The sequence below is a fragment of the Borborobacter xinjiangensis genome (assembly GCF_047739745.1).
GTDB lineage: Bacteria > Pseudomonadota > Alphaproteobacteria > Rhizobiales > Rhizobiaceae > Pseudaminobacter.
The window spans coordinates 107,869-124,618 of sequence record NZ_JBLLVA010000010.1; the positions used below are offsets into that span (position 1 = coordinate 107,869).

Genomic DNA, 16,750 nt, shown 5'->3' on the forward strand with positions numbered 1-16,750 from the left:
GTTACCTTATGTTCTTGGAGACCACGGCAGCCATCTCGTCCGCCGCCTGGATGACCTTGGAATTCATCTCATAGGCGCGCTGGGCCGAGATCAGCTCGGTGATCTCCTTCACCGGGTCGACATTGGAGTTTTCCAGATAGCCTTGTTCCACCGTGGCGAAGCCGGGGTCGCCGGGAACGCCGATATTGGCCGCGCCGGAGGCCGGCGTCTCCTGGAACAGATTGTCGCCGAGCGGCGCCAGACCCGCCTCATTGGCGAAAGTCGCCAGCGTCAGTTGGCCGAGTTCCTCGGGCTCGACCTGCCCTTCGATGAGCGCGTAAACCTGGCCGGACTTGTTGACGACGACCTCGATCGCATCGGCGGGCACGATGATTGCCGGCTGGACGGGAAAGCCATCGACGGTGACAAGCTGGCCCGTGGCGTTGGTGTTGAACGAGCCCGCCCGGGTGTAGAGCGCTTCTCCGTCGGCACCCTCGATCTGGAACCAGCCATTGCCGGTCAGCGCCAGATCGAGCTTGTTGCCGGTGCTGGTCAGGCCACCCTGGACATGGACGTTGCGCACGGCCGAAGTCTTGACGCCGAGCCCGATCGAGACGCCTTCCGGCACGATGTTGGCGTTGGCGCGGTTGGGAACGCCCTGCAGTCGGTCGACCTGGTAGAGCAGGTCGGAAAACTCGGCGCGGGCGCGCTTGAAGCCGGTGGTGTTGATGTTGGCGATGTTGTTGGCGATGACCTCGAGATTGGTCTGCTGCGCGTTCATGCCGGTAGCGGCGATGGCGAGTGCTTTCATGATCCGGGCTCCTCAGATCGCCATGCGGCTGACTTCGAGATAGGAACTGACGATCTTGTCGCGGATGGCGACCGCCGCCTGAAGCGCCTGTTCGGCGCTCATCACCGCATCAGCCACCTGGCGCATGTCGGCGTCGCCCTGCAGCGCCTGAACCGAAACCTGCTCGGCCTGTTCAAGCGTCCCGATCGTTCGCGTCGCGGCCTCAGAAACCATCTCGGCGAAGGAATTTCCGGCATCGACGCCGGATGCGGGAGCCGATGTGCCTGAGGAAATTCCGGAAACGCCGTCGGTCCGGATTTGCGAAAGCTGCGGGTCGATCGCGCCGATGCCGGTGATCATTACTGGCCCCTCATAAGGTCGATGGTCATGGAAATGAGATCGCGCGCCTGCTTCACGACCTGCAGATTGGCCTCGTAGGAGCGGTTGGCTTCGGTCATGTCGGCCATTTCGATCAGCACATTGACGTTGGGCATCTTGACGAAGCCGGCCTCGTCGGCGGCCTCATGGCCGGGCAGATATTCGGTCGGAAAGGCCGAGCTGTCGCGGTTGATCGACATGATGTCGACGGTCGAGGCGCCGATCGAGCGGTCCAGTTCGGCCGAAAATGTGATGGTCTTGCGCTGATAGGGATCGGCGCCCGGCGTGTCGCCGGTGGACTGGGCGTTGGCGAGGTTTTCCGAAACGATGCGCAGCCTTTCGGACTGCGCGGTGAGGCCGGAAGCGGCAACCTTGAGCGTGGCGGATAGCGCGTCCATCCGGTCAGCCCTTCACGCTCAGCATCATCATGCGGTGGAACGCCTTGACGATTGCCGTATTGAGCTCGAAGGAGCGGCGCACGTCGCCGGCCTTCATCAGTTCGTTCTCCAGAACGACGGTGTTTTCCGAAGGCAGCACCGAATTGCCGCCGTCTTCATTGCGGACCTGGAAGGCGGCTTCCGTGACGCCGGCGGCGAAATGGCCCTCGCGCGTGGCGGCGAGCGCAACGCGGCGCTGGTCCAGCACCTTTTCGAACGGCTCGATCTCGGCCGTGCCGTAGCCCGGCGTGTTGACATTGGCGATGTTGCCGGCAATCGCCGACTGGCGCACGGCAAGCCATTGCGACTGGCGGGATGCGAGATGGAACAGGTTGACGGGCTGCATAGAAATCTCCGGGCAGATTTCGCAACTGTAGGCAGCCAGTCTTGCGCGGGCCTTGCGCCGAAGTCAGTCTCGGGGCCGAGGGAGCTACTGCGTTATTTCAAGGATCCGGTCGGCGGTGGTGACCAGCACCCATTTCTCGCCACGCTTTTCGATGCGCGCGACACGGCTGGCGTCAGGCAGGGTAGAGCCGCGCTGCACCACCCAGAGCCCCGAATCATCGGCGATCATGGCGCGTCCATTGGCGACGTGGACGAGGCGGAATTCTACCTCCGCGGCCGGGAAAGGCTGCTCGGTAGGTATGACCGGGCGGACGCGATTTCTGGGCGGCAGCGCGCCGGTGGCGAAAGGATCGAGCTGTTCAAGCGCGAGCGCGCCGTCGCGCTCTTCATCGGGTTGGCCGTCTGGGAAGCCGGTGACCAGCGGGCCGGAACGGCCGGCCTGGCTTTTGCCGCCGCTGAACTGCAGGGCACGAACGCCGAATTTTTCCTGGTGGAGAAAAATGTACCAGGGAAACAGCGCACAGACGAGGCCGAGCGCAATGCCGAGGCCGGCGACAATCAGGTCGCTGCGCCGGTCGCGGATGCGCAATGCCTGGTCGGAGGCGAGCGCCTGCGCCTGCTGCGGGAACAGGTGCGAGAGCAGCCGGTCCTCGGGGTCCTGGCTCGCCTGCCGCCGCTTGAACACGGCGCGGCGCATGCGCTCAAGTCGGCTGGGCTGCATTCGGGCTTTCCTTGGCTCTGAGGTGACGGGCGAGATCGGCAAGCGGATCGGGCGAGGGCGGGTCCGAAGGGGCTTGCGTCAGCACCTCATAGACCACCGGAACCTGCCGGACGGCGGTGTCGAGCTCGGCGTCGGCGCCAGGCTGGTAGGCGCCGAGGAGGCGGATGTCGCGCGTGTCCTCGAAGCGCGAGATCATCGACTTCAGCCGCGTCACCAGCGCGCGCTCGTCATTGCTCCAGGCCTTGGCCGCAAGCCGCGAAATCGAGGCAAGCGGGTTGACCGGCGGATAGCGGCCCTGTTCGGCGATGGCGCGGTCGAGCACGATATGGCCGTCGAGGATGCCGCGCACCGAATCGGCCACCGGGTCGTTGTGGTCGTCGCCATCGACCAGCACCGAAATGATCGCGGTGATCGAGCCCGAACCTTCCTTGCCGGGGCCGGCGCGCTCGAGCAGTTTCGGCAGGTCGGTGAAGACCGATGCCGGATAGCCGCGCGCGATCGGCGGCTCGCCGGCGCCGATGGCGACCTCGCGCAGTGCATGGGCAAAGCGGGTGATCGAATCGAGTACCAGAAGCACTCGGTCGCCGCGCTCGCGGAAATGCTCGGCAACGCGCATCGCCGTGTCGGGCGCGCGCTTGCGCATCATGGCGCTTTCGTCGCTGGTCGCCACCACGGCGATGGTCTTGGCCATGCCGGCCTCGCCTATGGTGTCTTCCAGGAATTCGCGCACCTCGCGGCCGCGCTCGCCGACCAGCGCTACCACGACGGTGTCGAAGGCGGCCGCTCCCGCAAGCATCGCAAGCAGGGTCGACTTGCCGACGCCGGAACCCGCGAAGATGCCGAGCCGCTGGCCGAAGCAGATCGGCGTGAAGATATCGATGACGCGCACCCCGGTGCGGAACGGGGTGCCGACGCGTTGCCGGGCAAGTGCCGGTGGCGGCGTCGCGCCGGCATTGTCGCGTGGGTCGCCGTCGATGAGCACCGCACCACCATCAATGGCCCGGGCCAGAGAATCTATGGCGCGGCCGCGCCACGAGACGTGCGGGGCGACAACGAACGGGCCGCAGTTGAACACGGCGTCGCCAACACCGGCATCGGCGGTCTGCTCGAAGGGCGCGATCATGACGTCATCAGGCCCGATGCGCACGATCTCGCCGCGGCGGGTGCCGTTCTGGCTGCGATGTTCGACAATGTCGCCCAGCCTTGCCGTGCCGGACAGGCCGCGCACATTGTAATGGCTCGGCGAAACCTCGGTTATGTGGCCGCCCCGCCTGAGAATGGCGCGTTCCTCGGCAAAGCGCCGGTAGGTCCGCTCCAGCACCGCCAGCCGGTTTTCACGCGGCAGGCCAGGCGGTTCATGCGGATTGGCCGCTTCGGGTGCGGGCGAAGTCATCGAGGATCAGGCCCTATTTCGAGCCAAGCGTGCGGACGGCCTGGCTGAAGGTCTCGTCGGATTTGCGGACCAGGGCGGAGGTGTTCTCGAACGCCCGCTGCACGGCGATCAGCCGGGTCATTTCCAGCATCGGGTTGACGTTGGATTCCTCGACGAAACCTTGCGCGACACCGGCGTCGATGCGGTCGACAATCGGTTGCGGCTGGCCCGAGGGAACGACACCGGAATTTCCATAGCGGACGAAGTTCGGGCCGGGATTGAACTCATAAAGACCGATGGCGCCGATCAGTTGGCCGTCCTGGCGGATGACGCCATCCGCACCGACCTCCGGAGCGCCACCTCGCGGATCGAGTTGCAGCGGCGCGCCGCCGGCGTCGAGAACCGCATGGCCCTCGATGCTGACGAGCTGTCCGGTTTCAAGCATGGTGAAGCGGCCGTCGCGGGTCATGACGGTGCCGGCTGGCGTTTCGATGCCGAACCAGGCATCGCCTTTGATGGCGAAGTCGAACGGGTTGCCGGTTTCGCGCAGCGAACCGGACGCCGCGGAAAGATAGGTATCGCCGGTGGATGCGAAGGACACCGCCTTTTCGCCAAGGCCGGAAACGACATCCTCGAATCTGACCCCGGTCGCGCGGAAGCCGACAGTCGAGGCATTGGCGACGTTGTCCGCAATCGTGTTCAGACGCTTTTCGAGCGCGATCTGCGACGACAGGGCGACATAGAGACCATCCTGCACGGCCTGCTCCTCAGCTTCTCATTTTCTGGATGGCGAGCATCAGATTGGTCGAAACGCCATATTCGACAGGCTGGGCGAAAAGTACGCTCAGCGAGGATTGCGCCGTCGATGTCGGGTTTTCGATTTCCCACAGGCTGGTGAAGCGTGTCAGGAACTTGCCGAGGGCTTCCGGATCGGAGAAATCCTTGACGTCGAGCCTGGCTTCGAAAAGCTGCACCTGCTTGTCGATATTGGCGGAGGCAAAGGAGTCGGGCAGGCCAAGGGCGGTGCGAACCACCTTGGCAAGTGCGGGATCGCCGAGCACCTGATAGAAGGACGAGATGGTCGGCGCCTTGCGCTGGAAATAGAGCGCGAGCCGTACACCTTCGTTCTGAGCGCCCTCATCCTGCTCCAGCGTCTGGCGCATATATTTGTCGACCACCGGGCGCTGCGCCGGATTGTAGGTGGTCGTGGCCTCTCCAAGCGCCTCGAAATCGAACATGGTGGCAAAGCCCAGGAAGCGCAGATCGCCCATCTTGTTGGCGGCGCTTTCGGGATCGCGCACGCCGCCTTCCAGAACCTCTCGCGCAAGCTGCCTGTTGTCGGCGGTGTCGTTGAGACCGAAGGCGGCAAGCGCGTAGCGCAGCACCCTGTCGTTCGCCATGAATGCGTCGATCGACTTTATCTTGCCGATGTTGGCGAGGTAGTAGTTCGTTTCCGTTCGCACGGCTTCCGAACGGGGATCGACGCCGGCGATCTGCGCCTGCTTGAAATAGTTGGTGACGGCACCCTGCTGTGCCTTCACGAAGACGGTGGCATCGGGGCCGCTGGCGACGAAATTGAAGCTCTTGACGAAATCGGCGTAGCGCTTGTCGGTCAGCTTGTTGGCGAAACTGTTCGGGTCGGTGATGCCTTCCTTCAGCGCCTTGACCATGAAGGCCTTGGCGTAGACCATGTCCTCCAGGCCGTGCGCCTTCATGGCGTATTTGAATAGCCGGTCATTGTCGACGAGTTCTTCGATCGACGTCACCTTGATGATGTTTTCGAGGTAATATTTGGTTTCGCGGTCGACCAGCGGCTGCTTTTCCACCCGTTCGAGCGAAGTCTGCAGGTTCCTGGCGATGGACTGGTAGCTGGTATAGGTGTTGAGCATTCAAGGTGCCTCCGGCCGAAGCTGCCCGACAACTTAGTCCGGGCTTCCTTGCGCGAGGCTGAATCGGAATTTTCGGCTGCAGCGGACTGATTCAAGCCTCACACAAGGCACGGCGTTTATTTGCGTTGCTCGCAAAGACGTGCGGAAGGACTATCGGTGGGCATACTGATCGGATTTGTCGTGACCCTGGGTTGCGTGCTCGGCGGGTTCATGGCCATGGGCGGCCATGTGAGCGTGCTCCTCCAACCCTGGGAATTCGTCATCATCGGCGGCGCGGCGCTGGGCTGCTTTCTGGTCGCCAACCCGATGAAAACCGTGAAGGATACCGGCAAGGCCTGCATCGAAGCCTTCAAGCAGTCGGTTCCCAAGGAGCGCGACTATCTCGAAACGCTGGGCGTGCTGCATAGCCTGATGCGTGAACTGCGCGCCAAGTCGCGCAGCGAAGTCGAAGCCCATATCGACAATCCGGAGGAATCGGCCATTTTCCAGGCGTTTCCGATGGTGCTGAAGAACTCCGACCTGACCAATTTCATCTGCGACTATTGCCGCCTCATCATCATCGGCAATGCCCGCCCGCATGAGATCGAAGCGCTGATGGACGAGGAGATCCAGACGATCCGCGCCGACAAGATGAAGCCCTATCATTCGCTGACGGCAATGGCCGACGGTCTGCCGGCACTCGGCATCGTGGCCGCGGTGCTTGGCGTGGTGAAGGCGATGGGCGCGCTCGACCAGTCGCCGGAAATTCTTGGCGCGCTGATCGGCGCGGCACTGGTCGGCACCTTTCTCGGCATCTTTCTCTCCTATGCGGTGGTCGGGCCGGTGGCGACGAAGATCAAGATCGTGCGTGAGAAGAACAATCGAGTCTATGTCATCGTCAAGCAGACGCTGCTTGCCTACATGAACGGCTCGCTGCCGCAGGTGGCGATCGAGTTCGGCCGCAAGACTATTTCAGCCTATGACCGGCCCTCCATCGATGCGGTCGAGCAAAGCACGATGAGCAACGGCGTCGTCGCAGACGCCACCAAGAAGGCGGCCTGAGCGATGCGCGTGCGCAAACGAGACGATCGCTGACCATGGCAAACCCGTCCAATCCCGCGCAAGCGCGCGCGCTGATCCTCGAGCGCCTGCTCGGCGATACCGGCGAGCCGGATCATGTCATAGGCGCGGCCCGCAAGCTGGCGGAACGGGCGCTTCCAGCCATCGTGCAGGCGTTCAGCGAAAAGCTGTCGGCGCCGCTCGGGCTGGACATCGAGGCGGTCACGCTGGCGCGGCTGGCCGAGGCGCGGCCGACCGCCGGGCGTCACGCGGCCACCATCACCTCCTCCACCTCGTCTCCCGACGCGCTGATCCTTTCGATGGATGCGGCGGCGGTCACGCTCATCGTCAACGCGCTGTTCGGTGGCGATCCCGAACTGCCGATCTCGCCGATCGAGCGCGATCTGTCGCCCACCGAACTGGATGTGGCGGCGATGGTATTCGAGGATATCGCGCTGGCGGTGAACGGTTCGGGCGCGCGGGCCTTCGATTTCAAGCTTCCGTTGCCGACAGTGATCACCGGCGCGGAACTGCGAAAGCACGTCATCCGCGACGGGCCGGGGGTGCGCGTGGTCCTGCTGGTGTCGACGCCGGCAGGTGTCGGCCGCATCAGCCTGATGATGCCGCAGCGCGTGCTGCTGAAGCATCGCGGCGAGACGGCGGGCGGCGAGGCCGACACCAACTGGAGCGCGCGCTTCGGCGAGGAGATCATGCGCTCGGCCGTCAATCTCGAGGCGACGATGCCGCTGGCGCGCATGACGCTTAGCGACATCGCGATGCTGCGCGAGGGCCAGATCGTCGATCTCGACGAGAATGCGCGTTCGGATGCCCGGCTTTCGTCGCGCGGCAAGACTTTGTTTATGTGCGAATTCGGCAAGCTCGGGCAGAATTACACCGTGCGAATCAGGCATCCGTTCGATGCCGGTCAGGACCTGATGGACACGCTGCTGCCGGGCTAGGGTCAGGACCTATTAATCTGGTCTCACACCATTTCGACCAGATTAATAGGTCCTGACCCCAGGCACCGCACCGTTCCGAGAATGCCCGAAGTGGAGAAGGCTGATGACCCAGACCAATGCGCAACCCGACCTGGACCTGCCCGAAGAGCAGCTCAATCAGGCGATCGAGGAACTGCGCGGGGCCCTTCACGAACAGGAGAAGAGAACGTCCGCCGATACCGCCCAGGAGGCGCAGGCGCCGAACATGGGCGTGATCATGAATATTCCGGTCGACGTGCAGATATTGCTCGGCAGCACGGAAATGCCGGTATCGGACCTGATGGCGTTGCAGAAGGGCTCGACGGTGGCGCTCAACCGGCGCGTCGGCGAGCCGGTCGACGTGGTCGTCAACGGTCGCAAGATCGCGCGCGGCGAAATCACCGTGCTGGAGAGCGACCCTTCGCGCTTCGGCATCAGGCTGACCGAGATCATCACAACGGCGAAGCTCGACTGATGGTCGGGTGCGGGGAGGGGGCGGCATGACCCTGCCGACGACGCTGACGCGGGCGCAGAAGGCGGCCGCCATACTGGTTGCCATGGGCAAACCGGCGGCGAGCCGGCTCTTGAAATTCTTCAAGCAGGAAGAGCTGAAGGCGCTGATCGAGGGCGCGCGGCTTCTGAAGACCATCCCGCAAAGCGAGCTTGAAAGGATTGTCGCCGAGTTCGAGGCCGAGTTCACCGAGGGCGCCGGCCTGCTCGATTCGGCCGACAAGATGGACAAGATCATGAATGAGTCGCTCTCTCCGGAGGAGATGAGCGCAATCATGGGCGAGAGCAAGCCGGTCGTCGTGGCCGAGGGGCCGTCGCCGGTCTGGAGCGAGCTGGAGAAAGTCGAGCCGGCGCGCCTGGGCGCTTTCCTCGCTGCTGAGCACCCGCAAATGGCGGCGCTGATCCTGTCGAAGCTGGCGCCGGCGGCCGCCGCGGCCGTGCTTCTGGTGCTCGAAAAGCCGCTGCGCGTCGATATCGTGCGGCGCATGATGTCGATGACGGCGATACCCGACACCGCCACGCGGATCGTCGAGAAACAGCTGCGCGACCGGGTGCTGTCGGATCGCTCCGCCAAGGACATGTCGGCCGGGCAAAGCCGCGTCGCCAGCCTGCTCAACGAAATGGACAAGTCGCAGCTCGAAGAGGTGATGCAGGATCTGGAGGCCACCGGCACGCCGGCCCTCGATGGCATCCGCGCCAGGCTGTTCGCATTCGAGGATGTCGTGCATCTGACGCAGAAGGCGCGCGTCTTGCTATTCGACGGATTGTCGACGGAAATAGTGACACTGTGCCTGCGCGGTGCCGCACCGGAGCTGACGGAGGCGGTGCTGTCGTCGATCGGCGCACGCTCGCGCCGCATGATCGAATCCGAGTTGGCCCAGGGCGGTGAGGACATCGCCGCGGCCGACATCGCCGGCGCCCGGCGCACCGTCGCCTCCACGGCCATCCGCATGTCGCTCGAAGGAGCGCTCGAGTTGCCTGCCGTCCGCGACGCAGCCTGACACCGATCCTGAACGGTCGCTCGCGCCATGTCCGACAACGCCGACAAGGAAAGCAAAACCGAGGAAGCGACCGAAAAGAAGGTCCGCGATACGATCGAGAAGGGCAAGCTGCCGGTCGCCAAGGAAGCGGCGATCCTCTCGTCCTTCGTCGCCATCCTCATCTTCGCGGTCTTCTTTGCACAGGACAGCATCGGCCAGGCCGGCATGTTCCTGTCGATCTTCCTGGAAAAGCCGGACGATTGGCCGCTCGCCACCGAGCGCGACGTGATCACGCTCTATCAGGTCGTGTTCCTCGAGATCGCCAAGTTCCTGGCCGCCATGATGGTGCTTCTGGTCGTCGCCGGCATCGGTGCTTCCGTGCTGCAGAACATGCCGCAATTCATTGGCGAGCGCATTCGCCCGCAGGCGTCGCGGATATCGCTGACCAAGGGCTGGAACCGGCTGTTCGGCGCGCAAGGTTTGGCCGAGTTCCTGAAATCGCTCGGCAAGATCGGCTTCGCCACCGTCGTGCTAATCTTCACGCTGAGCGAGGCTCACAACCGGCTGCTGGCTGGCATGATCACGCAGCCGACCGCCTTTGCCCTGGTGATCCGCGACATCGCCATCGACATCCTTTTGTCGATCGTCTTTGTCATGGGACTGATTGCGGCGGTCGACCTTGTGTGGTCGCGCTTCCACTGGCGCCAGGAGCTCCGCATGACGCGGCAGGAGGTCAAGGACGAGCTGAAGCAGTCGGAAGGCGATCCGATCGTCAAGTCGCGCCTGCGTTCGCTTGGTCGTGACCGGGCGCGCCGGCGCATGATGACGGCGGTGCCGCGTGCGACGCTGGTCATTGCCAATCCGACGCATTTTTCGATCGCGCTCAAATATGTGCGCGACGAAGATTCAGCGCCGCTGGTGCTGGCCAAGGGGCAGGATCTGGTGGCGCTCAGGATCCGCGAGATCGCCGCTGAGCACAACATACCGATCTTCGAGGACGTGGCGCTCGCCCGCTCCATGTACAAGCAAGTTTCAGTCGATAGCGTGATACCGGCTAAGTTTTATCAGGCCGTCGCGGAACTGGTCCGCATCGTCTACGCCGGCAAGGCACAACGCAAAGATGTTTCATGAACCGACAGCCTCATGCATCGACACGGGAAATCATCGTCGCCGACGCCATCCAGGAGGTGGTCAGCGAACTTCGCCTGGTCGACGTAGCCGACTATATCGCCTTCATCCGGCTTGAGCATTTCGCCTGCATAGCCGACCTCGTGGAATCCGCGGCCGAGCTCTACTTCATGCCGCGGGTGCTGCGCGTCGGCAATGGCGGCGAGGCGCGCGTCGATTGGGCCGAGCCGCCCTGCATCGTGCTCGACCTCGAATTGCGGCCGCAAGGCGCCACCGTCTATTTCGCGCTGACGCTGACGGCCGCCCATGCCGCCGTCGAGGTCAACTATGTCGCCTTCGACAAGCCGCATCCGGACCCGGAGGTGAACACCGCATATCTGCGCGCCGCATTGCAACGGTCGAAGATCTGCCGCACGCCGCTCGCCAAGGCCGGGTGAGGTCCAGCCTGGCCTGAAACGGCCTACTCGATCAGTCCAAGGCGCAAGGCCTTGGCCACGGCATGCATGCGGTTGACCGCGTTCAGCTTCTGCACTGTGTTGGTGAGGTACTGGTTGGCGGTATGCACCGACAGTTTGAGCAGCTTGGCGATTTCCTCGCTGGTGTGGCCGTTCGCCGTAAGCTTCAGGCATTCGCGTTCGCGCCTTGAAATCACCGGGGCCCTGCCTTCGTCGGCCGAGCGGCTGCGCATGGTGGCGGCAAACAGCGAAAAACAACGCCCATGGATTTCGGGAAGCTGGCTGGCCAAAAGGGCGATGTCGATGCCGAAAAACAGTACCAGTCCGCTCTGGCCGCGTTCGCCATAGACGGGAAAGGCGATGCCCGTGCTTTCGGGAACGGGAGCCGGAATTTCCACCGTCCAATCCTCCGGCACGAGTGCCGCCGGCGAATTGGCATCCTCATTGCCGATCCACCAGCAAGGCAGCGTCGAGAGCCTCGCATGACGGACCAAATCCTCGCCCATGCTGCCGGACAGATAGCGTGTCGCCGGCGACACGCGCGGATGCTCGGAATCGAAGCATGCCACCAGCCGCTGCCGTTCCATCGAAGGCGCGACCGAATAGAGCGCGAACGAGGTTGCGTTGATATCGACCGCGATCCAGCGGCAGCGGCGCACCAGATCGGCAACGGTGGGCGCGTCATGCGTGGTGGCGTCGAAACTGAATTGCGGATCGGCGAATTGCCGTGCGGCTGTCGGGGTCAAATGATGCCACTCCTGATCGCGGTCGCCACCGCCATGGCGCGATTGCTGGCGGAAAATTTGCGGATCGCATGGGTGATGTAGCTGTTGACGGTGTTGGCCGAGACGCCAAGGATCACGGCGACGTCGTCGGTCGTCTTGCCCTCGGATACCCAGAACAGACATTCCCGCTCGCGGTCGGAAAGCGGATCGGCCATCGATGCGGCGGCCAGCAGGCCCGGCACCTGCGAGAGCGCGTAGCAGCAGCGGATTTGCGCCTGCGCAAGGCTGTCGACGTCAATGCTTCCGGGGATCGCCGAGGAGAACAGGACGAACAGTCGCTGTTGACCGATATTGAGTTTCAGCGAGTAGATTTCACAATGGCCAAGCACATCGAGCAGTTTCGCCTCTTCGCCGCCGATCCCGCCGCCGAGGGCCGGCGCTTCGGCGGTGAGCAGCCGCTGCGGGAGATGGCCCGGCGCGGTCGCCAGCGGATCCTGGGCGAGCGCCGCGATCAACCCATGGCCGGCAAGCTGGATGGCGTCGTGTATCCAGTTGGAGGCGACGATGCGCGCCTCGCTCCGGTCCTGGTCGTGGAGAATGGCGATCAGCATATAGGCATGAGCGCCGATATCGGCCGTGATGCCCATCAGGAATGCGGTGAGATCGCCGCGCGAAGCCAGCCGGGCGGCGAGCGGCGTGGAATCCTGATGGTTGGCGGCGGCGCTGATCATTGTCTAAAAAAAGTCCGAATCGATCCGTGGGCACGAACCCCTGGCCTGGCCAGCGGTCGAACCGCAAACGCATCACGTGTTACGAATAACGCAGTACCGGCGCGTGGCCGCGCCCGATCGGACGAATCCATAAGGGGAACGCGAAACCGTCCGCGCCCTGCACCGGGCGCACCCGGAACATCAGACTTTGGTGGTTGCCGTGCCCCCCACGGACCGGCTGATTCGGGTCTAATCTAACCGACGACGAATCCGACTTCAAACGGGAATTGACAGAATGAAATCTTGTGTGACTCCGGCGCGACTCAAGCACCGTGCCGAAGGCACAAAAACACCGTGCCACAGGAGACGCAGATCAATTTCGGAAGAAAGTGATGGTAGCGGGAAGTGGACTCGAACCACCGACCCCAGGATTATGATTCCCGTGCTCTAACCAACTGAGCTATCCCGCCACATGGCGAAGGTTCGAGGCCGTGCCTTCGAAGCGTCCGCCGAGGACGCGCGGATATAAGGTGGCGATGGCCGCTCTGTCAAGCGCGCAACGAGGTGCGAGCTTCACGAATTGACGCATTGGCGCGCCGATTCCGCAGATTGGCCGGCCCGCCGGGGGTTGAGTTCGGGCGGGCGCACCGCTATGTCTCGGCCACGGTCTTCTAGAGTTCAAAATTTGATGAAATCGCGTATTGCAGTCCTGGGATGCGGGTATTGGGGCTCGAACCACATCCGCACCCTCAAGGCGCTGGGCGTCCTTCACGCGGTTTCGGATGCCAATCGCGCGCGCGCCGAGGGTTTTGCCAGCGAGCAGGATTGCCTGGCGATCGAGCCCGATGCGCTGTTTGCGCGCAAGGACATCGATGCCATCGTCATGGCCCTGCCGCCGCAGTTTCACGCGGAGACCGCCATCAAGGCGGTGGAACACGGCAAGGACGTGCTGGTCGAAAAACCGGTGGCGCTGACGGTCGCCGATGCCGAGCGGGCGGTCGCCGCCGCCAAGGCCAACAACCGCATCTTCATGGTCGGCCATGTGCTGCGCTTCCATCCCGCCTTCGAGAAGCTGAAGCAGTTGATAGACGACGGTGAATTGGGCGAGGTCAAATACATCCACTCGCATCGCCTCGGGCTCGGCAAGTTCCACACCGAAAACGACGCGCTGTGGGACCTTGCCCCGCACGACCTGTCGATGATCCTGGCGATCACCGGCTCGGCGCCGGTGGAAGTGCGCGGCGAGGGCGCGGCGATCCTCGACCATCTGAGCGATTTCGCCCATGTCCACATGCGCTTCGCTAACGGACTGCGCAGCCATCTCTTCACCTCGCGCCTCAATCCCTACCGCGAGCGGCGGCTGACGGTGGTCGGCACCCGCGCCATGGCGGTGTTCGACGATGTCGAGCCATGGGAGCGCAAGCTTGCCGTCTATCGCCACGCCGTTTGGCAGGACAGCGGCCACTGGGCGTTCACCGCCAACGAGCCGACCTATGTGCCCGTCGGCGAAGGCATGCCGCTGACGCGTGAGTTGGAGCATTTCCTGCACTGCATCCGCACCCGAACGCCGCCGCTGACCGACGGCGAGGAGGCGGTTACGGTGCTGCGCATACTGACCGCCGGCTCGGTCACGCACTATTAGAGCGCTCGGGTAATCCTCGGCTCGAAGCCTCACCTTCTCCTCGTGAACGGGGAGAAGAAGCGGCGATACCCTCTTCCCGTTCGGGCGCGCCGGTAAGAGCGAGGAACAGTGCGAAATTCGAAGAACTGGCTGACCCAGAGACTTTAGCGCCCCCGACTACTCCGCCGCGATGTGCGAGGGCATCGCGGCCAGCTTCGTCAGCATGGCTTCGGCCTCGGCGCCACGCTCGGAGCGTTCGATGAAGCCGCCGCCCAGCACCCGCGCTTCATTGCCGTTGTCGGCATAGAGAACGCAGGCCTGGCCCGGCGCGATGCCGGACTCGCCGTCGCCGAGTTCCACCGTGACCACACCCTCATGGACATGGAGCATGGCCGGGCGCGGCGGCCGGGTCGAACGCACCTTGGCGAAAAGCTCGACGCCCTCCGCGGCGATATCGCTAAGCGGGGCGTCACCCAGCCAATTGACGTTGCGCAGGTAGAGCTTGTGGGTCTCAAGCGCCTCGCGCGGGCCGACGATGACGCGCGCATGCTCGGCGTCGAGATGGACGACATAGAGCGGCTCGCCGGAAGCGATGCCGATGCCGCGGCGCTGGCCGATCGTATAGCGCAATATGCCCTCATGACGGCCGAGCACCCGCCCATCGATATGCACGATGTCGCCGGGCGTCGCCGCCATCGGCTTCAGCTTGGCGATGATGTCGGAATATTTGCCGTTCGGCACGAAGCAGATGTCCTGGCTGTCATGCTTGGTTGCGACGCTCAGCCCCAACTCCTCGGCGATGGCGCGGACCTCCGGCTTGGGCAGGCCACCGAGCGGAAAGCGCAGATAGTCGATCTGCTCCTGCGTGGTGGCGAACAGGAAATAGCTCTGGTCGCGATCGGCGTCGACCGGCCGGTAAAGGGCCCTGTGCGCACCGTTGGGCCGGCTGCGGATATAGTGGCCGGTTGCCAGCGCATCGGCGTTGAGGTCGCGCGCCGTCTCCAGCAGATCGGCGAACTTCACCGTCTGGTTGCAGGAAACGCAGGGAATGGGCGTCTCGCCCGAAACGTAGCTTTCGGCAAAGGGGTCGATCACCGCCTTGCGGAACCGCTCCTCGTAGTTCAGCACGTAATGCGGGATGCCGAGCGTCTCGGAAACACGGCGGGCGTCGTCAATGTCCTGACCGGCGCAACATGAGCCGGCGCGGTGGGTTGCCGCGCCATGATCGTAAAGCTGCAGCGTTACCCCGATGACATCGTAGCCTTCGCGCTTGAGGATGCCGGCGACGACGGACGAGTCGACCCCGCCTGACATCGCCACCACGACACGCGTATCCTCAGGCCGACCGGGCAGATCCAGGCTGTTCATGGAGGGTGGTCCGTTTCAAGCTATTCGCGCGCTTCATCTTGATCGCCCGAATATAGGTGAAGTGGCGGCGAAGCGCCACACCATCCATTTCGGCTGCGGCATTTCGCGGCCGCGCCGGGCGGTAAGGTTGGTTAACAACGGGTTTACGATGATTACGCAAGGCTTACCATCGGTTTAGGCAATTTTTAAAGCTGTGACGGTAGTGTGATCGCGATTGGGTCTCTGAGTTTTGTGTAGAGAGTACTTATGACCGATCTGGTTAGACCACGTGTCAAATATGTTATTGGTCCCGACGGCAGTCCGCTCACGATTGCAGACCTTCCGCCGTCAAATACGCGTCGCTGGGTTATCCGGCGCAAAGCGGAAGTCGTGGCCGCGGTCCGCGGCGGCCTTCTCAGCCTCGACGAGGCATGCCAGCGCTATAAGCTGACAACAGAGGAATTCCTCTCCTGGCAGGCATCCATAGACGAATACGGTCTGGCGGGTCTGCGCACCACACGTATCCAGCAATATCGCCACTGATCGCGTCCTCCGGAAAATTCTTTCCGATTTTCGGGTGCATGCGCTAAGCAATCTTCCACGGCATGTGACGGGAGGGGGGCGATGCGCATATTGATATTCCAGCATCTTGCGGTGGAGCATGCCGGCGTCTTCGCCGACTTCTGGCGCGAAGCCGGGCATCAGATGAAGATCGTCGAGCTCGACGAGGGCGAGCCCATTCCCGCGCTGGAGGACTTCGACCTGCTCACAGTCATGGGCGGTCCGATGGATGTCTGGCAGGAGGACATTCATCCGTGGCTCGTGCCGGAAAAGGCGGCGATCAGGCGCTGGGTGAGGGAGCTTGAACGGCCCTATCTCGGCATCTGCCTTGGGCACCAGCTGCTTGCCGATGCTCTTGGCGGGAAGGTCTCGCTGATGGCGCGGCCGGAGGTGGGGCTGGCCAAGGTGGAACTCACCGCCTCGGGACGCGGCGATCCGCTCTTCAACGGCCTGGAGCCGACACTTGAAACCCTGCAATGGCATGGCGCCGAGGTTTCAGTGCTGCCGGACCACGCCCATGTGCTCGCCGCAAATGCCGCCTGTCCGATCCAGGCAATGCGATGGGGAAACCGCGCTTACGGCTTCCAATACCACATGGAGATCACCGACCGGACCGTCGGTGACTGGGAGCGCATTCCCGAATACAAGGCCAGTCTGGAGAAGGCTCTCGGCATCGAGGAAGCCGCAGGGCTCTCCTCGGCTGTCGCATCCCGCCTTGCGGCTTTCGGCCAGGCGGCGCAGCGGATCAACGCGAATTTCATGGCGTCGATCGGGCGATAGCAGCGCT

20 protein-coding genes and 1 tRNA gene are annotated in these 16,750 nt (G+C 63.5%); 9 read left to right on the plus strand and 12 right to left on the minus strand.

The window, feature by feature from the left end; genetic code table 11:
* Position 1: 1 nt before the first annotated feature.
* The 8 genes from flgG to ACLKMW_RS12990 all read right to left on the minus strand — a co-directional run bounded on the left by flgG (position 2) and on the right by ACLKMW_RS12990 (position 5,911).
* Complete coding sequence (gene flgG, locus ACLKMW_RS12955; protein WP_415724872.1) at positions 2-790, minus strand: flagellar basal-body rod protein FlgG; 789 nt, start codon at positions 788-790, stop codon at positions 2-4.
* Positions 791-802: 12 nt separating this feature from the next.
* On the minus strand, positions 803-1,129 hold the full coding sequence (locus tag ACLKMW_RS12960; RefSeq protein WP_415724873.1) for a flagellar hook-basal body complex protein FliE: 327 nt from the start codon (positions 1,127-1,129) through the stop codon (positions 803-805).
* A complete protein-coding gene (flgC, locus tag ACLKMW_RS12965) occupies positions 1,129-1,545 on the minus strand; it encodes a flagellar basal body rod protein FlgC (protein ID WP_415724874.1) in 417 nt (138 codons plus the stop codon). Before flgC ends, ACLKMW_RS12960 begins: the two co-directional genes overlap by 1 nt.
* Before the next feature lie 4 nt (positions 1,546-1,549).
* Positions 1,550-1,930, minus strand: coding sequence for a flagellar basal body rod protein FlgB (gene flgB, locus ACLKMW_RS12970; protein WP_415724875.1), 381 nt, complete (start codon positions 1,928-1,930; stop codon positions 1,550-1,552).
* A gap of 84 nt (positions 1,931-2,014) precedes the next feature.
* Positions 2,015-2,650, minus strand: a complete 636-nt coding sequence (locus tag ACLKMW_RS12975) for a hypothetical protein (protein WP_415724876.1) — start codon at positions 2,648-2,650, stop codon at positions 2,015-2,017.
* On the minus strand, positions 2,631-4,043 hold the full coding sequence (gene fliI, locus ACLKMW_RS12980) for a flagellar protein export ATPase FliI (RefSeq protein ID WP_415724877.1): 1,413 nt from the start codon (positions 4,041-4,043) through the stop codon (positions 2,631-2,633). The genes ACLKMW_RS12975 and fliI overlap by 20 nt, the downstream gene beginning before the upstream one ends.
* 13 nt (positions 4,044-4,056) lie before the next feature.
* On the minus strand, positions 4,057-4,779 hold the full coding sequence (flgF, locus tag ACLKMW_RS12985; RefSeq protein WP_415724878.1) for a flagellar basal-body rod protein FlgF: 723 nt from the start codon (positions 4,777-4,779) through the stop codon (positions 4,057-4,059).
* A gap of 10 nt (positions 4,780-4,789) precedes the next feature.
* Complete coding sequence (locus tag ACLKMW_RS12990; protein ID WP_415724879.1) at positions 4,790-5,911, minus strand: DUF1217 domain-containing protein; 1,122 nt, start codon at positions 5,909-5,911, stop codon at positions 4,790-4,792.
* Between the two features lie 156 nt (positions 5,912-6,067).
* On the opposite strand from ACLKMW_RS12990, the gene motA reads away from it, so the two are divergent.
* The 6 genes from motA to ACLKMW_RS13020 all read left to right on the plus strand — a co-directional run bounded on the left by motA (position 6,068) and on the right by ACLKMW_RS13020 (position 10,981).
* A complete protein-coding gene (gene motA / locus ACLKMW_RS12995) occupies positions 6,068-6,952 on the plus strand; it encodes a flagellar motor stator protein MotA (protein ID WP_415724880.1) in 885 nt (294 codons plus the stop codon).
* A gap of 35 nt (positions 6,953-6,987) precedes the next feature.
* Positions 6,988-7,908, plus strand: coding sequence for a FliM/FliN family flagellar motor switch protein (locus tag ACLKMW_RS13000; protein WP_415724881.1), 921 nt, complete (start codon positions 6,988-6,990; stop codon positions 7,906-7,908).
* Positions 7,909-8,011: 103 nt separating this feature from the next.
* Positions 8,012-8,401, plus strand: a complete 390-nt coding sequence (gene fliN, locus ACLKMW_RS13005; RefSeq protein ID WP_415724882.1) for a flagellar motor switch protein FliN — start codon at positions 8,012-8,014, stop codon at positions 8,399-8,401.
* 25 nt (positions 8,402-8,426) lie between these two features.
* Positions 8,427-9,437 (plus strand): FliG C-terminal domain-containing protein, encoded by a 1,011-nt coding sequence (locus tag ACLKMW_RS13010; RefSeq protein ID WP_415724883.1) that lies wholly within the window; start codon positions 8,427-8,429, stop codon positions 9,435-9,437.
* A gap of 27 nt (positions 9,438-9,464) precedes the next feature.
* Complete coding sequence (gene flhB, locus ACLKMW_RS13015; protein WP_415724884.1) at positions 9,465-10,547, plus strand: flagellar biosynthesis protein FlhB; 1,083 nt, start codon at positions 9,465-9,467, stop codon at positions 10,545-10,547.
* The gene (locus tag ACLKMW_RS13020; RefSeq protein WP_415724885.1) at positions 10,544-10,981 is read left to right on the plus strand and encodes a hypothetical protein; all 438 of its coding nucleotides are present in this window, start codon (positions 10,544-10,546) and stop codon (positions 10,979-10,981) included. The genes flhB and ACLKMW_RS13020 overlap by 4 nt, the downstream gene beginning before the upstream one ends.
* A 23-nt stretch (positions 10,982-11,004) precedes the next feature.
* Here ACLKMW_RS13020 and ACLKMW_RS13025 read toward each other — a convergent pair whose 3' ends face one another.
* The 3 genes from ACLKMW_RS13025 to ACLKMW_RS13035 all read right to left on the minus strand — a co-directional run bounded on the left by ACLKMW_RS13025 (position 11,005) and on the right by ACLKMW_RS13035 (position 12,904).
* Positions 11,005-11,745, minus strand: a complete 741-nt coding sequence (locus ACLKMW_RS13025; protein ID WP_415724886.1) for a response regulator transcription factor — start codon at positions 11,743-11,745, stop codon at positions 11,005-11,007.
* On the minus strand, positions 11,742-12,455 hold the full coding sequence (locus tag ACLKMW_RS13030; RefSeq protein WP_415724887.1) for a helix-turn-helix transcriptional regulator: 714 nt from the start codon (positions 12,453-12,455) through the stop codon (positions 11,742-11,744). The genes ACLKMW_RS13025 and ACLKMW_RS13030 overlap by 4 nt, the downstream gene beginning before the upstream one ends.
* A 372-nt stretch (positions 12,456-12,827) precedes the next feature.
* Positions 12,828-12,904: transfer RNA gene (locus ACLKMW_RS13035), tRNA-Met, on the minus strand.
* 218 nt (positions 12,905-13,122) lie between these two features.
* Here ACLKMW_RS13035 and ACLKMW_RS13040 point away from each other — a divergent pair.
* Positions 13,123-14,076, plus strand: a complete 954-nt coding sequence (locus tag ACLKMW_RS13040; protein WP_415724888.1) for a Gfo/Idh/MocA family protein — start codon at positions 13,123-13,125, stop codon at positions 14,074-14,076.
* Between the two features lie 156 nt (positions 14,077-14,232).
* Here ACLKMW_RS13040 and mnmA read toward each other — a convergent pair whose 3' ends face one another.
* On the minus strand, positions 14,233-15,423 hold the full coding sequence (gene mnmA / locus ACLKMW_RS13045) for a tRNA 2-thiouridine(34) synthase MnmA (protein WP_415724889.1): 1,191 nt from the start codon (positions 15,421-15,423) through the stop codon (positions 14,233-14,235).
* A 246-nt stretch (positions 15,424-15,669) separates the two neighbouring features.
* On the opposite strand from mnmA, the gene sciP reads away from it, so the two are divergent.
* The gene (gene sciP, locus ACLKMW_RS13050) at positions 15,670-15,945 is read left to right on the plus strand and encodes a CtrA inhibitor SciP (RefSeq protein WP_019173843.1); all 276 of its coding nucleotides are present in this window, start codon (positions 15,670-15,672) and stop codon (positions 15,943-15,945) included.
* Between the two features lie 81 nt (positions 15,946-16,026).
* The gene (locus ACLKMW_RS13055) at positions 16,027-16,743 is read left to right on the plus strand and encodes a type 1 glutamine amidotransferase (RefSeq protein WP_415724890.1); all 717 of its coding nucleotides are present in this window, start codon (positions 16,027-16,029) and stop codon (positions 16,741-16,743) included.
* Positions 16,744-16,750 lie beyond the last annotated feature (7 nt).

What these genes read in the sequence shown, in the direction of transcription:
- flgG (WP_415724872.1), bottom strand. Translation starts at nt 790, where the DNA reads ATGAAAGCACTCGCCATCGCCGCTACCGGCATGAACGCGCAGCAGACC.
- ACLKMW_RS13040 (WP_415724888.1), top strand. Translation starts at nt 13,123, where the DNA reads ATGAAATCGCGTATTGCAGTCCTGGGATGCGGGTATTGGGGCTCGAAC.
- ACLKMW_RS13055 (WP_415724890.1), top strand. Translation starts at nt 16,027, where the DNA reads ATGCGCATATTGATATTCCAGCATCTTGCGGTGGAGCATGCCGGCGTC.
- ACLKMW_RS12960 (WP_415724873.1), bottom strand. Translation starts at nt 1,129, where the DNA reads ATGATCACCGGCATCGGCGCGATCGACCCGCAGCTTTCGCAAATCCGG.
- flgB (WP_415724875.1), bottom strand. Translation starts at nt 1,930, where the DNA reads ATGCAGCCCGTCAACCTGTTCCATCTCGCATCCCGCCAGTCGCAATGG.
- flgC (WP_415724874.1), bottom strand. Translation starts at nt 1,545, where the DNA reads ATGGACGCGCTATCCGCCACGCTCAAGGTTGCCGCTTCCGGCCTCACC.
- ACLKMW_RS13010 (WP_415724883.1), top strand. Translation starts at nt 8,427, where the DNA reads ATGACCCTGCCGACGACGCTGACGCGGGCGCAGAAGGCGGCCGCCATA.
- fliI (WP_415724877.1), bottom strand. Translation starts at nt 4,043, where the DNA reads ATGACTTCGCCCGCACCCGAAGCGGCCAATCCGCATGAACCGCCTGGC.
- ACLKMW_RS12975 (WP_415724876.1), bottom strand. Translation starts at nt 2,650, where the DNA reads ATGCAGCCCAGCCGACTTGAGCGCATGCGCCGCGCCGTGTTCAAGCGG.
- ACLKMW_RS13030 (WP_415724887.1), bottom strand. Translation starts at nt 12,455, where the DNA reads ATGATCAGCGCCGCCGCCAACCATCAGGATTCCACGCCGCTCGCCGCC.
- ACLKMW_RS13000 (WP_415724881.1), top strand. Translation starts at nt 6,988, where the DNA reads ATGGCAAACCCGTCCAATCCCGCGCAAGCGCGCGCGCTGATCCTCGAG.
- sciP (WP_019173843.1), top strand. Translation starts at nt 15,670, where the DNA reads ATGACCGATCTGGTTAGACCACGTGTCAAATATGTTATTGGTCCCGAC.
- ACLKMW_RS13020 (WP_415724885.1), top strand. Translation starts at nt 10,544, where the DNA reads ATGAACCGACAGCCTCATGCATCGACACGGGAAATCATCGTCGCCGAC.
- fliN (WP_415724882.1), top strand. Translation starts at nt 8,012, where the DNA reads ATGACCCAGACCAATGCGCAACCCGACCTGGACCTGCCCGAAGAGCAG.
- mnmA (WP_415724889.1), bottom strand. Translation starts at nt 15,423, where the DNA reads ATGAACAGCCTGGATCTGCCCGGTCGGCCTGAGGATACGCGTGTCGTG.
- flhB (WP_415724884.1), top strand. Translation starts at nt 9,465, where the DNA reads ATGTCCGACAACGCCGACAAGGAAAGCAAAACCGAGGAAGCGACCGAA.
- ACLKMW_RS12990 (WP_415724879.1), bottom strand. Translation starts at nt 5,911, where the DNA reads ATGCTCAACACCTATACCAGCTACCAGTCCATCGCCAGGAACCTGCAG.